The following is a 14,310-nucleotide window of genomic DNA, read 5'->3' on the forward strand; positions in this document are numbered from 1 at the left end:
CTCAGGCCTGCGTGGCCTCCCGCTTCAGCCAGGAGCCGGCGGACGGCAGGAACAGAAGCACCAGCCCGGCGAACGCCAGGAGCAGGCCGGCACCCCACAGCATCACCACGTAGCTGCCGTCGGCGCCGTTTGGGACCAGGAAGGCGGATGCCAGGAGCAGGACGGGAAGGTGGGCGGCCAGCAGCAGGACCAGGACCCAGCGGGCCCAGTTTTTGCGGCCCAGCGCCGCGGCCAGGACAGCAGCTTCAAGCACGGTCACCAGCAACAGGGCGCCGATGCTCCCCCAGAAGACGATCTCCGCCGCGGTCCCTACCGACCCGGCGTCGCTGCCCGCAGCCATGTCCGCCACTACGCCACGGAGCCGCTGCAGGTTGGAATCCCGGGCCACGAAGGATCCCAGCAGGACGGCCAGGCCCGCCACGAAGCTCAAGATCCAGAGCGTGCGGGCCGTCCGGACAACCTGGGGTACCGGGGGAGTGACGGGGATGGGCGGCGGCGCGGAGTAGGACAGGCCGGGCCTCGGTGGGGGAGCCGGCACGCGCCGCTCTTCTCCGCCGGGTTGGAACGCCATAAGCGTTATTTCAGTCCGTCGGTATCGTGTTCATCGGTGCCGCGCTGGCCTTTGCCGCCGTCCTCCTTGGCTTTTGCGTCCAGCTCGTCCCGGAGTTTCTTGAGGCGCTCCGTTTCGGCCTGCTTGCGGCGCCGTGCCTCAAGGTTGCGGAGGAAGTCCGGGTCATCGTCCGGAGCCACGGGATGCGGGTAGCTGGGCCGGGGCTGCTCAGTACCGCGCGGTCTGCCAATCAGCAGCCACAGGATGGCTCCCAGGACGGGCAGGACAATCTGGACGATGATCCAGGCCGGTTTGGAAATCCCGCGGGTCAGTCGGCCCTCAGTGCGAATCACGTCCACCAGGCCATACACGAAGATGACGAGGACTGCGACGGCCAAAGCCACACGGAAGAGCATGCCATTAAGTCTATCGTCAGGACGCGCAGGGGCCGCTGGCGGAGGCGGCTAAACTTGAATAGTGGCCTTTTTGAAATATTCCCTGATCCGGCTGGCAATCTTCGTGCCCCTGTTTGCCCTGTTCGCGCTTCTGCAGGTGGGGGTGCTGATGTCCGTGATCTGCGCCGCGCTCATTGCCTTTGCCATCAGCTACCTGTTCTTCCAGAAGCAGCGCGACGCTGCCGCCGCGGCCCTGCAGCACCGCTTCTCCGGGAAGGCCAAGCCGCTGCGCTCCGCCGGCGAAGTCCAGGACGCCAACGCCGAGGACGCCCTGCTGGACGCCAACCCGGACATCACCATCAACAACGCCAAGGGCAGCAACAACAACAAGCGCTAGAACCCGTGGCTGAGGATCAGCCCCAGTGAGAACAGCACGCTGTAGCCAAGGTTGATCAGGCCGGTCTGCTTCAGGACCGGGATCAGGCTTTTGCGCTTGCGCCCGTTGATCATCAGCCAGGCCGGCATCAGGCAGGCCGGAATGAGCAGCAGCACGATCAGGATCCACGGCCGGCCCGGTGCCAGGATCACCACCAGCAGGATGGCGACGGCGAGCATCAGCACGTAGCTTTCCCGCGCATGCTTGTCGCCCAGCCGCACCGCCAGGGTCTTCTTGCCGGCCTGCATGTCGGTGGGGATGTCCCGGACGTTGTTGGCCATGAGCAGCGCCGTGGCGATCAGGCCGGTGCCGATCGCTCCGATGACCGCGGACAGGCTGATGTGGCCCGCCTGCGTGTAGGTGGTGCCCAGGGTGGCCACCAGGCCGAAGAAGACGAAGACGAACAGGTCGCCCAGGCCCATGTAGCCGTAGGGGTTCTTGCCGCCGGTGTAGCCCCAGGCGGCCATCACACAGCCGAGCCCCACCAGGATCAGCCACCAGGCCTGGGTGAGGACCACCAGGACCAGGCCTAACACCATGGCCAGGGCGAACGTTCCCAGCGCCGCCCACTTGACGTGTTCAGGCTTGGCGGCGCCCGAGCCCACCAGCCGCAGCGGACCCACGCGGTCGTCGTCGGTCCCGCGGATGCCGTCCGAGTAGTCGTTGGCATAGTTCACGCCCACTTGGAGCAGGAGCGCCACCAGAGCCGCAAGGATGGCGTTGGGCAGGAGGAACGAGTCCATTTCGTAGGCGGCGGCGGTGCCGATCAGCACTGGCGCGATCGCTGCCGGCAGCGTCCGGAGTCGGGCGCCTTGGATCCATTGGGCGGCTGTTGCCACGGTTAGTACCTCGTGTTGTTTCGGTAAGACGGCAGGATGGAACGTGCGCACCCGCCGCGGTGGTGCAGGTCCAACTCTACTTTCCCCCGTGCAGGGCGCTGAGTTCGGCGGTCATGGCGAGCCGGTCCGGTTTGCCGTTGGGCAGCATCCGCAGGGCCGGTGCGGTGAGGACGGTCTTGGGCGCCAGGACGCCCAGTTGCTGCTGCCACAGTTGTTGGAGCACGACGGCGGCGTCCCCGGCTTCCTGCCCGGACGCGCCTTCGGGGGTGAGCGCCACGTAGGCGGCCACGGCCTGCCCCCACTCCGCGGACGGCACACCGGCCACGAAAGCCGCGGCGACGGCGTCGGATTGTTCCAGCTGCTCCTGGACGTGACCGGCGGAGACCTTCACGCCGCCGGTGATGATGACGTCGTCGGCCCGGCCCAGCACGGTGAGCCGGCCGTCGTCGTCAATGGAGCCCAGGTCGCTGGTGCGGTACCAGCGCACGCCGGCCTCCTCGAAGAACGTCCCGGTTTCCTCGTCCGGCGCCTCGATGTAGCCTGCGGCCACCGTGTCCCCGCCCAGCAGGATCCGGCCGTCCTCCGCCACGCGGACCGAGACGCCTTCAAGGGGGTAGCCGTCGTAGACGCAGCCGCCGGAGGTCTCTGCGGAACCGTAGGTGGTGATGACCCTGGCCCCGGCGTCCCGGGCGGCTGCCAGCAGGGCCGGCGGGGCCGGGGCGCCGCCCAGCAGGATGGCATTGAAGCGGCGCAGCACGGCGAGCGTGTCCGGTGACGGGTGGTCCAGGAGCCGCTGCAGCTGGGTGGGAACAAGGGAGGTGAACCGGATTTTGTCCGTCAGTTCCAGCGCGGCGGCCGTGAACGCCTCCGGGGTGAAGCCGCCGGACATGTCCATGACCCAGGGCCGGGTGCCGGCGAACAGGGAGCGCACCAGCACCTGGATGCCGGCCACGAACTGAACGGGCAGCGCCAGCAGCCACTGGCCCTCGCCCTTGAGCCGCAGGGCGGTGGCCATGGAGGAGGCCGCCAGGGATTCCACGGTCAGCACTGTTGCCTTGGGTGTGCCGGTGGAACCTGACGTGCGGACCACGGCTACGGCGTCGTCGCAGCCCGGCGTCTCCACGTGGCCCACGACCAGGCTGCCGTCCGGGCCCAGGGACAGTTCGACGGCGGGGCCCTCACCATGGAGGGCGGCCGCGAGGGCTTTCAGGGCGGGTTCGATATTCAGCGGCCCGGTGGGGACGGGCGCCGGTGTTGCTTCGCTGTTCATTGCCGTCCTGCCTTAGAAGTAGTGCGGGAAGCGTGACCAGTCGGGGTCGCGTTTTTGCAGGAAGGCCTCCTTGCCCTCCACGGCTTCATCCGTCATGTACGCCAGGCGGGTGGCTTCGCCGGCGAACACCTGCTGGCCGGCCAGGCCGTCGTCCGCGAGGTTGAAGGCGAACTTCAGCATGCGGATGGCCTGCGGGGACTGGCGGGCGATGTCCGCGGCGTACTCCAGCGCCACTTCCTCGAGCCGCGCGTGGTCCACGGCCTCATTCACTGCACCCATGCGAACCATGTCCTCTGCGGAATATTCGCGGGCCAGGAAGAAGATCTCCCGGGCTGTCTTTTGCCCCACCTGGCGGGCCAGCAGCGCGGAGCCGTAGCCGGCGTCGAAACTTCCCACGGTGGCGTCTGTCTGCTTGAACTTGCCGTGCTGCCGGGAGGCGATGGTGAGGTCGCTGACCACGTGCAGTGAATGTCCGCCGCCGGCGGCCCAGCCGTTGACCACCGCGATGACCACCTTGGGCATGGTGCGCATGAGCCGCTGGACTTCCAGGATGTGGAGCCGGCCGGCGCGGGCGGGGTCGATGGTTTCCTGCGTCTCGCCGTCGGCGTACCGGTAGCCGTCCCGGCCCCGGATCCGCTGGTCGCCGCCGGAGCAGAAGGAGTGGCCGCCGTCCTTGGGGGAGGGGCCGTTGCCGGTGAGGAGCACGGTGGCCACGTCGGGGGTCATCCGGGCGTGGTCCATGGCGCGGTAGAGCTCGTCCACGGTACCCGGCCGGAACGCGTTGCGGACCTCGGGCCGGTTGAATGCGATGCGGACCGTGGGCAGGTCACGCACCCAGCCGCCGTCGGAATCCCGCTCCACCTGCCGGTGGTAGGTCATGTCCTGGAAGTCCTCGAAGCCGGAGACCACCCGCCAGCGCGTGGGATCGAAGACGTCGGACACCGGGGCGGGGATCTGGTTGCTCACTGTCCAAGTCTAGTAATCGGCATCAGCTGATGCAGAACTCGTTGCCCTCGGGGTCCGCCATGGTGTGCCAGGAATGGGGCCCCTGCCGCGCCGACCACAGGAAGGACGCGCCGCGGGCCTCAAGCTCGCGCCGCACTTCGTCCTTGTCCCGGCCGTCCAGCCTGACGTCCCAGTGCACCCGGTTCTTCACCGTCTTTCCCTCCGGGACCGACTGGAACAGCATGCGCCGCGCAGGCGCCTTGGCCTCGATCTCCTCCGGCGGCCGGATGGCAGCGCCGTCCTTCCACACCAGGTTCCCGCGGTGCGTCATGGTCTGGTCCTCCGAGGCGAAGCCCTGGTCGACCATGGAGCGGATGAACCCGGCGTCCTGCGGTTCCACGGCCCACTGCAGGGTTTCCGCCCACCAGTCGGCGAGCTCGTGCGGCCTGGCGGAATCAATGACTATCTGGATATTCAGTCCCATCCGTCCACCGTACGGCCGCATGCAGCGGTGCGGAAGAACCGGGCTGAAGGTGCGCGAAAGATCTATAACGTTGAAAAGTATTCTTGACTTTATGTCATGACATAGGTCACAGTTTCACCGGAAAGGGTTTTCCCTCACGACCGCGAGAGACAGGACAGAGCATTGTCAGAGACGACAAGAATCTCCAGCATTACCCGCCGCCAGCTTGGCCTGACGGCCTTCGGACTGTCGGCCCTGGCTGCCGGCCTCACAGCGTGTAGCGGAGGAGGGGCAGGCAACTCCCCGGATGGGGGCTCCAAGACCCTGCAGCTTATCCTCTCCGGCGACACCAACCAGGGTGGAGCCTTCGCCGCTGCGGCCAAGAAGTACAAGGAAGCCACCGGGATCACTATCGAGGTTGTCGATGTCCCTACTGCGGACATCACCACCAAGCTGAAGAATGCCGCCACAGCCAATGACCTCCCGGCGTTGGCCCGCGTCACCGGACTGGACCCGCTCTGGGCGAACCAGCTCCAGGACCTCTCGGACATTGCCAAGTCCCACGGGATCGACGAAAAGTACCTTCAGGAATCCCCGGACGGCATCATCCCCGCAATCCCCTCCGACCTCACCGCGGTGGGCCTGTTCGTAAACAAGAGCCTGTTCGACAAGGCCGGCGTTAAGTACCCGGCCGACATCGGGAACACCTGGACCTGGGACGAGTTCATCGCAGCCGTGAACCAGGTCCGCGAGAAAGCCGGCGCGAAGTACGGCGTGGTAATGGACCGCTCCGGCCACCGCCTGCGCGCCATGATGTACGAATTCGGCAGCACTGCCTTCGCCAAGGAAAACGGCAAGTACACCGGCGACAGCAAAGCCGTGGAAACGCTGGACTACTTCAAGAAGATCAACGACGACCAGACCATGCCCAAGTCCGTCTGGCTCAGCGGCGAGGACGGCAACGCCATGTTCAAGAGCGGCCAGGTGGCCGCCTACTATTCCGGCAGCTGGCAGGTGGCGGACTTCAACAAGAACATCAAGGATTTCGAGTGGCTGTCCGTGCCGCTGCCCAAGAAGGAAGCCAATGCCACCAACCTCGGCGGCGGCTTCATGGTGGCCTTCAAGGACACCGGCGCAGATGAGGAAGCCAGGAAGTTCATCGACTGGTTCTACAACGACCAGAACTACACCGAGTTTGCCAAGACGGGCGGCTACCTGCCGGTGAAGGACCTGAAGGTGGAGTACCCGTTCCAGCAGGCATCATTCGAGCTGTACCAGAAGCAAATCGCCGGCAACCAGGCCAAGGGGGACAACGCCATCAAGCGCGTTGTCATCGAGGCCTACGCCGAAACGCCATTCTCCGGCGACCCCCTTCGAGAGGAGACCGTCAAGATGCTCTCCGGCAGCCAGGACGCCAAGACCACGGTGGACAACATCGTGAAGCTCTACAACGGCGCCTGATCCCGTGGCACAACAAACCATCAGCGCGGTGACGGAGCCCCAAGCACCAGCGCCGCCGCCCCGCAGCAAATCCGCCCAAAAGCGCCGGAACCGCTACGTCATCGCGCCGCTGGTCCTGGTCGGCGTCAATGTGGTCCTCTTCCTGGTCTTCTTCGTGTGGCCGGGGGCCCTGGGCCTGCTGTACTCCTTCACCGACTATCGCGGCATTGGCAAGCTGCACTTCATCGGCCTGGCCAACTTCCAGAAGCTCTTTGCCGACGCCGGCTTTTACAGTGCGCTTGGCCGGACCTTCGTGTACACGGTCCTGTCGGTTCCGCTGGTTTACGTCTGTTCCCTGGGGGTGGCCGCGCTGCTGGTCAGCAAGGCGGTCCGCGGCCGCACGGCAGCCAAGATGGTGATCTTCCTGCCGTGGCTGATTTCGCCGATAGTGGTCGGCGTCATCTGGAAGTGGCTGTTCGGCCAGGACTTCGGGTTCGTCAACTTCGTGATTTCCACCCTGGGCGGCAACCCCCTGCCCTGGTCCAGCGACGGCAACCTCGCCCTGGCCGTTGTCATCTTCGCCTCCGCCTGGGGCGGCACGGCCTTCAACATGCTGCTGTTCATAGCGGCGCTGAAGAACATCCCGGAGTCCCTGCTGGAGGCAGCGGAACTGGATGGGGCCAGCGCATGGCAACGCTTCCGGCACGTCACGCTCCCGGGAATCGCGCCGACGTCGTTCATGGTCATCCTGCTCTCCACCATCCACGCGATGAAGGAATTCGCCATGATCCAGGCGTTGACCGGCGGCGGCCCGGGGACGCAGAACACCCTGATCGTGCAATACATCTACAAAACCGGCTTCGAGCAGTCAAAGGTGGGCTACGCCAGCGCGGCCTCCATGGTGCTGATGGTTGTCCTGCTGGCCATCGCCCTCATCCAGCTGCGGTTCAACCGGAAGAAGGGCTGACCCATGGCTGCTGCTGCCAACCTGCCTCCCGCCGTGGCGGAGGAACCCGCACTGGGCGCGGAGCGTTCCTCCCAAGCGCCCGGCAGGCGCAAGACCCGCCACCGGCCGGGCAACACGGAACTCCGTGCCAAGGCATCCATCCCGCTGACCGTGCTGACGTGGCTGATCGCCGCCCTGTACGCACTGCCCCTTCTGTGGTTCCTCCTCAGCTCGTTCAAGCCCGGAAGCGAGCTGTTCAGCTACCCGCTGTCCATGATCCCCCGCGAATGGACGTTCCAGGGCTTTGTGGATGCGTGGGAACGGGTGGACTTCGCCCAGTACTTCCTGAACACGGCCACGGTGTCCATCGTGACCACGGTGCTGACGGTCTTCTTCAGTGCCTGCACGGGATATGCGCTCGCCAAGTACAACAACAAGGGAACCAGGTTGTTCTTCGTCTGCATCCTGGCCACCACCATGCTGCCCACTGAGGTCATCCTGAACCCCACTTTTTCCGTGATCCGTGACCTGGGGCTGTACAACTCGCTGGCGGGTATCATCGTGCCGTCCGTGTTGACGGCAACCGGGGTGTTCATGTTCCGGCAGTTCTTCCTCACGGTTCCGGACGACCTGCTGCACTCCGCCAGGATCGACGGCGCGGGCGAGCTGGCCATTTTCTTCAGGATCATGCTCCCGCTCTCCAAGCCGATCCTCTTCACGCTGGCCATCTTCTCCTTCCAGTGGCGCTGGAACGACTACATCTGGCCGCTGATCGTGCTGAACGATCCCAAGTGGTACACCCTGCAGGTGGCGCTGCGAAGCATCGTGGGTGCGGAAAACATCGACTGGCCGGTCCTCCTTGGGGCCTCCGTCATTTCCCTCCTGCCGCTGGTGCTGGTGTTCTTCATCTTCCAGAAGTACGTGTTGAACGCGGACGTCAGCGCCGGCCTGAAGGACTAGGACGGTCCCGCCGCGGCGGAACCGGTGAAAGGCAGCAAATTGCAGACAACAACTATGGACACGGCATTCCTGGAGCAGGTGTCGCGGGCAGCGGACCGGCACGTGGCGGACTTCCTGGCAACGCACGACGACGACGACGTCCAGGCCTTGGCGCACCGGCCCGCCATGGCCAGGCTGCTGGACCTGGTCACGGTCTTCACCGAAACAGGCTCCAGCTTCCACCTGGCGGACCGTCCCGGCGCGGCGATGGGCCCTTGCCTGGACCGGCTGGAGGCCCTGCAGGGACCCACCGGCCTGTTCGACGGCACCAACCTGTGCTCGCCGCCGGACTCAGCCTTCACGCTGAACGACGTCTGCCTGGCGCTGCGGCTCATCCGCCGCCTGGCCGCTCCGGGCCCCCTGCTGGAAGAGGTGGACGCCCGGCTCTCGGCGATCGTGGCACGATCCGTTGATGCCATGGTGGCCGGAGGCGTCCACACTCCAAACCACCGCTGGGAGCTTTGCGCGGCCCTCGCCCAGGTCAACCTTCTCCAGCCGCGGGCGGACATTCCGCCGCGGATAGCACAGTGGCTGGCCGAAGGCATTGACCAACTGCCGGACGGAATGTACTCGGAACGGAGCCCGCTGTACGCCACGGCGGTCACCAACCCTTCCCTGCTGACCATCGCCGACTGCGCAGACCGCCCGGAGCTTGTGGACCACGTCCGGCGCAACCTCACTGCCTTCCTGCCCTGGTTCAACGGTGACGGCACAGTGGAATCAGTGTTTTCACGGCGGCAGGACCAGTGGATGGCGTTTGGTGCCGCCCCGTTCCTCCACCTCTACCGGCGCTTGGCGGCACAGGACGGGCGGCCTGATTTTGCCGCCGCAGCCGCCTGGCTGGCACGGTTTCCTTTGCACGAACCCGCCAAGCTGCTGGCCATTGCCAGGCTGGATCCCCGGCTGGCAGGGACGGGTCCGGCTGCACCGCCGCCGGCCGCCGGCGTCCTGTCACTGCCGCGCGCCCTTGCCCCGGAGGAGGCAGCACTGGAGAGCTGCGGGGTGTACCGGTTCCGTTCCGGCGCTTCGGTGGCCACTGTGTTCGGCGGCTGCGACCCCCTGGTTCCGGGTGTGGGCTCGGGTTTGGCCACCAACCCCTCCTTCCTCCGTTTCGGACATGGCGCAGCGCTGCTCTCCGACGTGCGCCTGTCCAGGAGCTTCTTCGACCTGGGTCCGTTCCGCAGCCAACGCGCTCTTCGGCAGGACCGGTCGATGGTGCTCTCGGAAGAGGTGCAGGCGAACTTCTACCAGCCGCTGCCGCCGGAGAGAGTGCGGGCAGACGGGGTTTACGCACTGGAACATGAAGGCAGGTTCAGCGCCGCCATGGAGTTCAGCGCGCGTCCCCGGGACATCCACAGGCTGGCCACGGAGATCGTCGTGCAGTGCGACGCCGGGCACGTTGGCCTGGACATCGGCTTTGCAGGCACCCAAACGGCTTTTGCTCTTGAACTCACGTTCCGGCCGGGCGGAGTGCTGGACGGCGTCGAACGGGTGGGGGATGCCGGAACATTCCGGCTGGTGGCAGGCACTGGCTCTTATCGGGTGGGCAACGAGGTCATTGAGTTTGGCCCGGGACTGCCGATGGATCCGGATGACCCTGCCGGATACAATCCCGGTGAAAGCTACCGCTACCTCGGCGGCACCAATGCCGCCGGCGGCGTTAAGGTCTACATCACCGGGCGCACCGCAGGAAGCCACCGGTTCCGGTTCCGGGGGTACACGGTCCCTGGCTGACGCCGGGCCTATGCCTGGATGTTCTGCATCTGCTCGAAGAGTTCCGGCGGGATGGCGTAGACCAGGATTACCGCCAGCAGGTTCTTGGCGGCGTGCACGAAGTAGGAGAACATCACGTTCTTCCCCGTCCACACGTAAACGAACACCAGCGTGGCGCCCATGGCCAGGTAGGGGAGCAATGCGGTGAGGGTGATCGCTTCCTGCCCCACGATGTGGAGCGCTGCGAACAGCAGGACGGACAGGGCACAGCAGATCCAGATGTTGAGGCGCCTGCTGAGCTTGCCGATCAGCAGGTGGCGGAAGATGTATTCCTCCACGAACGGGCCCACCACCACCAGCAGCGGAACCATGAGCCACGCGGGAACCTGCTGCATGAGCGCCTGCAGGCCCGCCTGGTTCGCGGAGGTCTCCACCTGCCCGTTGGCGGCCACCACAATTGCGGTGAGGATCATCATGGCGATTACGGCCGCCGGCACCATCAGCAGCGTGAACCAGGGCCGGGTTGCCAGGACCTTGAGGTCCCGGACCACCACTTTGCGGGCGGCCAGCAGCGCCAGTATTCCCACCGAGGCATAGAACAGCAGGTTCACGGCGTAGGTGGCGGCGGCGGGGGACGGTGCGATCTGCCGGACGAAGGGAACCACCAGATCGCCGGCAACCGCGAAGAACCCTGCGATGGCAACGTAGAGGCACAGCGTGGCCAGGTCCATGGGGGAGAAGCGGTACAGCTGGGGCTGTGGCGCGGGCGGTACGCGGTGGACTGTTGCCATGCTTTCAGCCTATCCCCCAACCAGGCAGCAGCAGGTGCCGGTATCCGGGCTGACGGAACGGTGAGAATCGCGTAAAGCAGTCTTTACCGGGGGACCGGCGGCCGGAAACATCGGCGGCGGAAGATGGGCCCATGCCCGTCTTTCCGCCGGCCGAAAGGATCTGTCCGTGATCACCAAGAACCTTTTCCTGCAAGGCATTTACCACTTCCAGGGCGTGGGAATGGAGAAGCCCGTCCCCCTGCACAGCGAACTCTCGCACTACGTCCCGGACGGGGTGATCAACCAGGCGCTGTACTTCCGCGGCGGCAACTCAAGCAGCGAACTGATCGCCGTGGTGCTCATGCGCAACGGCGTTCCGATGCGGTACTTCCCCATCGGAGCCAGGAACGAGGTCCATGTTCCGCTGCGCGTGGTGGAGGACATCGACGGCGGCTCGGTGATTGAGCTGTACCTGGCGGCGCCCGAGGGAGTCCACGGATCCGTGGTGATCGACCTGGGGATGGTGGAGCACTGATGGGCAGCATGGCGGAGCAGACGCAAACCGGGGCGCAAGCCGCAGCCCGACCCAGGCCCCGGTCCCGCGCAGGGGACAGCCGCCGGCGCCTCGTGGTCATCGGCAACGGCATGGCCGGCGCCCGGGCGGTGGAGGAGATCCTGGCCCGGGGCGGTGCGGAGCAGTTCAGCATCACCATGTTCGGGGACGAGCCGTACGGAAACTACAACCGGATCATGCTCAGCCACGTCCTTTCGGGCGAGGAGAGCGACGCGGACATCTTCCTCAACCCACTATCCTGGTACCAGGACAACGGGATCACGCTGCACGCGGGCGTCCGGGCGGACAGGATCGACCGGTTCGCCAAGCACGTGTTTTCCAGCGACGGTCGGGTGACGCCCTACGACACGCTGATCATCGCCACTGGAAGCCGCTCCCACCTTCCTCCCCTGGACGGCCTCTACACGCCCGGCGGGTCGGTGAAGCAGGGCGTCTTCGGCTTCCGCACCATCGATGACACCCGCAAAATGGCTGCCCACGCACAGCAGGAACATCACCGGCACGCCGTGGTGATCGGCGGGGGCCTGCTGGGGCTGGAGGCCGCTGCCGGGCTGCGCAGCTTCGGGCTGGGCGTGGACGTGGTCCACTCCGGCGGCCACCTGATGAGCGCACAGATGGGGCCCGACGGCGGTGCGGTGCTCCGCCGGAGCGTTGAGGCCCTGGGCATCGGGGTACTGACCGGCTGCCGGACCACGGCCGTCCTTGGCAGGGAGAGGGTGACCGGCGTCAGCCTCCGCGGCCGGCCGGACATTGCGTGCGACATGGTGGTGGTGGCGGCCGGGATCCGTCCCAACGTGGACCTGGCTGTCCTTAGCGGGCTCCCGGTGGAGCGGGCCATTGTGGTGGATGACAGCCTGCGGGTCCAGGACGAGGACGACATCTACGCGGTGGGGGAGTGCGTCCAGCACCGCGGTGAGGTGTACGGGCTGGTGGCCCCGCTGTGGGAGCAGGCGGTGGTGCTGGCCAACCATGTGACGGGGACGGACACGGGCGCCGCGTACCTGGGCTCGCGCACGGCCACCAAACTGAAGGTGGCCGGCGTCGAGGTGGCTTCCATGGGCCTGCACGGGCCGGAACTTGAGACGGACGAACACATCGTCTTTTCCGAGCCCAGCCGCGGGGTCTTCAAGTCCATCGTGGTGCGGGACAACAAGATGGTGGGCGCCACGCTGCTGGGGGACAGCCGCAAGGTGGCCTACCTGACCCAAGCGTTCGACCGCGGGCTTCCGTTGCCCGAGGAACGGCTCGGGCTGATGTTCGATCTTGGCACGCCCGGGGAGGAGGCCGGAGTCGCGGAGCTCGACGGCGAAGCACAGGTCTGCAACTGCAACGGCGTCAGCAAGAAGGACCTGGTGGGCGCGGTGAAGGGCGGCTGCACCTCGGTGTCCGGGGCCATGGACGCCACCCGTGCCGGTAAAGGGTGCGGCTCCTGCAAGCTCCTGGTGCGGCAGGTGGTGGAGTGGGCGGCCGACGGAGCGGTGGAAGAGGATCCCGCTGCCGGCTACTACGTTCCCGGCATCCCCCTGGACAAGCAGGCCCTGATGGCAGAAATCCGGGCACGCGGCCTGCGGTCGGTTTCGGCCGTGTTCCAGGCGCTGGCGCCGGGCGGCGCCGAGGATGCAAAGTCGAAGATGGGGCTCGCCTCGCTGCTCAAGATGATGCTTGGGGACCGGTACATCGACGAACGCGACGCCCGCTTCATCAACGACAGGGTCCACGCCAACATCCAGCGGGACGGCACCTTTTCCGTGGTGCCCCAGATGAAGGGCGGCGTGACGTCGGTCCAGCAGCTGCGGCGGATCGCAGATGTTGCGGAGAAGCACAACGTCCCGCTGATCAAGCTCACCGGGGGGCAGCGCATCGACCTGCTGGGGATCCGCAAGGAGGACCTGCCGCAGGTGTGGGCGGACCTGGACATGCCCTCCGGCTATGCCTACGGCAAGAGCTTCCGCACCGTGAAAACCTGCGTGGGAAAGGACTTTTGCCGTTACGGCACCGGCGACTCCACCAAACTGGGCATCGAGATCGAATCCCGCTTCCAGGGCCTCGAGGCGCCCGCCAAACTCAAGCTCGCAGTCTCCGGGTGTCCCCGGAACTGCGCCGAATCGCTGGTGAAGGATGTGGGCGTGGTGGCAGTGGAGGGCGGCCGCTGGGAGATCTATGTAGGGGGAGCCGCCGGTGCCCACATCCGCAAGGGAGACCTGCTGGCCACCGTGGACGATCCGGAAGAGGTGAAGGTCCTTACCGGCCGTTTCATGCAGTACTACCGCGAACAGGCCAACTGGCTGGAACGGACCTATGCCTTCGTCCCGCGCGTGGGCATCGAGCACCTGCGGGCCGTGATTGTGCAGGACGCAGAGGGGATCGCCGGACGGCTTGACGAGGCGGTGCAGGCCTCCGTGGACAGCTACGTTGATCCGTGGCAGGAACGCGATGACCCGCGAACGCCCGGCCAGTTCAGGACTTCTCTGCCCCTGACCGTCCTCCCTCAGGTGCCGGTCCGATGAGCGGCGCCGGAACAGGTGCCGGCGCCCATGTCCTGGGGCCGGTCGACCAGATTCCCCTGGGCGAGGGAAGGGCCTTCGGAGTCGGGAGCGAACAGGTGGCCGTCTTCCGGCTGCGGGACGGTTCGTTGCGGGCGGTCTCCGGGGTCTGCCCCCACCGCGGCGGCCCTGTTGCGGACGGCACCGTGGACCGGCAGGTGGTGATTTGTCCGCTGCACCAGCACGCGTTCGACCTCACGTCGGGATGCTCCACCACCGGAGCGGAACCCCTGCGGACCTACCGGATTTCCCTGGATCCGGAGCAGAATCTGGTGCTGGAGACGGCTGAGATGTAGTGCGCGTCACGTACCACTCCGGACTGTCTTGTAGGATGGTCAGGTCGCGTGAAGCTTCGGCAGTTCGACGATCCGCCCACACATCTGCAGGTTCAACGGCCCAGAGGCCGAATTTTGTGAGCTTGATCATA

At 66.2% G+C, this 14,310-nt stretch carries 15 protein-coding genes; 8 read left to right on the top strand and 7 right to left on the bottom strand.

Going from position 1 to position 14,310, the window contains the following annotated elements:
* Nucleotide 1: 1 nt before the first annotated feature.
* Complete coding sequence (locus FB478_RS15885; RefSeq protein WP_235509832.1) at nt 2–571, bottom strand: hypothetical protein; 570 nt, start codon at nt 569–571, stop codon at nt 2–4.
* A gap of 5 nt (nt 572–576) precedes the next feature.
* The gene (locus FB478_RS15890; protein WP_018768884.1) at nt 577–966 is read right to left on the bottom strand and encodes a PLD nuclease N-terminal domain-containing protein; all 390 of its coding nucleotides are present in this window, start codon (nt 964–966) and stop codon (nt 577–579) included.
* A gap of 61 nt (nt 967–1,027) precedes the next feature.
* Here FB478_RS15890 and FB478_RS15895 point away from each other — a divergent pair, with 61 nt between their 5' ends.
* Complete coding sequence (locus tag FB478_RS15895; protein WP_018768883.1) at nt 1,028–1,342, top strand: DUF4229 domain-containing protein; 315 nt, start codon at nt 1,028–1,030, stop codon at nt 1,340–1,342.
* Here FB478_RS15895 and FB478_RS15900 read toward each other — a convergent pair.
* The 4 genes from FB478_RS15900 to FB478_RS15915 all read right to left on the bottom strand — a co-directional run bounded on the left by FB478_RS15900 (nt 1,339) and on the right by FB478_RS15915 (nt 4,919).
* A complete protein-coding gene (locus FB478_RS15900) occupies nt 1,339–2,220 on the bottom strand; it encodes a 1,4-dihydroxy-2-naphthoate polyprenyltransferase (protein WP_144601097.1) in 882 nt (293 codons plus the stop codon). The two genes, FB478_RS15895 and FB478_RS15900, sit on opposite strands and share 4 nt — an antisense overlap.
* A gap of 76 nt (nt 2,221–2,296) precedes the next feature.
* Nucleotides 2,297–3,490 (bottom strand): AMP-binding protein, encoded by a 1,194-nt coding sequence (locus tag FB478_RS15905; protein ID WP_186447814.1) that lies wholly within the window; start codon nt 3,488–3,490, stop codon nt 2,297–2,299.
* A 12-nt stretch (nt 3,491–3,502) separates the two neighbouring features.
* A complete protein-coding gene (locus FB478_RS15910; RefSeq protein WP_018768880.1) occupies nt 3,503–4,456 on the bottom strand; it encodes a 1,4-dihydroxy-2-naphthoyl-CoA synthase in 954 nt (317 codons plus the stop codon).
* Nucleotides 4,457–4,478: 22 nt separating this feature from the next.
* Entirely contained in the window at nt 4,479–4,919 is a 441-nt protein-coding gene (locus FB478_RS15915; RefSeq protein WP_144601098.1) for a VOC family protein, read from the bottom strand.
* A 162-nt stretch (nt 4,920–5,081) separates the two neighbouring features.
* Between FB478_RS15915 and FB478_RS15920 the strand changes: the two genes are divergently transcribed.
* The 4 genes from FB478_RS15920 to FB478_RS15935 are packed head-to-tail and all read left to right on the top strand — an operon-like array spanning nt 5,082 to nt 10,017.
* Nucleotides 5,082–6,359, top strand: coding sequence for an ABC transporter substrate-binding protein (locus FB478_RS15920; protein ID WP_056392679.1), 1,278 nt, complete (start codon nt 5,082–5,084; stop codon nt 6,357–6,359).
* A 28-nt stretch (nt 6,360–6,387) separates the two neighbouring features.
* Nucleotides 6,388–7,305: a carbohydrate ABC transporter permease gene (locus FB478_RS15925; protein ID WP_056393127.1), complete on the top strand. Its 918-nt coding sequence runs from the start codon at nt 6,388–6,390 to the stop codon at nt 7,303–7,305.
* A 3-nt stretch (nt 7,306–7,308) separates the two neighbouring features.
* Complete coding sequence (locus FB478_RS15930) at nt 7,309–8,244, top strand: carbohydrate ABC transporter permease (protein WP_056392680.1); 936 nt, start codon at nt 7,309–7,311, stop codon at nt 8,242–8,244.
* Between the two features lie 54 nt (nt 8,245–8,298).
* Entirely contained in the window at nt 8,299–10,017 is a 1,719-nt protein-coding gene (locus tag FB478_RS15935; protein ID WP_261377426.1) for a hypothetical protein, read from the top strand.
* Between the two features lie 8 nt (nt 10,018–10,025).
* Here the strand turns inward: FB478_RS15935 and FB478_RS15940 are convergent, their stop codons facing one another.
* Nucleotides 10,026–10,787: a CPBP family intramembrane glutamic endopeptidase gene (locus tag FB478_RS15940; protein ID WP_018768878.1), complete on the bottom strand. Its 762-nt coding sequence runs from the start codon at nt 10,785–10,787 to the stop codon at nt 10,026–10,028.
* 166 nt (nt 10,788–10,953) lie between these two features.
* Here FB478_RS15940 and FB478_RS15945 point away from each other — a divergent pair, with 166 nt between their 5' ends.
* Genes FB478_RS15945 through FB478_RS15955 form a run of 3 tightly spaced genes read left to right on the top strand, consistent with a single transcriptional unit; the run spans nt 10,954 to nt 14,179 of the window.
* On the top strand, nt 10,954–11,301 hold the full coding sequence (locus FB478_RS15945; RefSeq protein WP_018768877.1) for a hypothetical protein: 348 nt from the start codon (nt 10,954–10,956) through the stop codon (nt 11,299–11,301).
* Entirely contained in the window at nt 11,301–13,847 is a 2,547-nt protein-coding gene (nirB, locus tag FB478_RS15950; protein ID WP_082581800.1) for a nitrite reductase large subunit NirB, read from the top strand. Before FB478_RS15945 ends, nirB begins: the two co-directional genes overlap by 1 nt.
* Nucleotides 13,844–14,179 carry a Rieske (2Fe-2S) protein gene (locus FB478_RS15955; RefSeq protein WP_018768875.1) on the top strand — a complete coding sequence of 112 codons (336 nt, stop codon included), beginning with the start codon at nt 13,844–13,846 and terminating at the stop codon, nt 14,177–14,179. Before nirB ends, FB478_RS15955 begins: the two co-directional genes overlap by 4 nt.
* The last annotated feature ends 131 nt before the right edge of the window (nt 14,180–14,310 follow it).

Origin of the sequence: Arthrobacter sp. AG367, from assembly GCF_007828995.1 — a bacterium.
GTDB lineage: Bacteria > Actinomycetota > Actinomycetes > Actinomycetales > Micrococcaceae > Arthrobacter.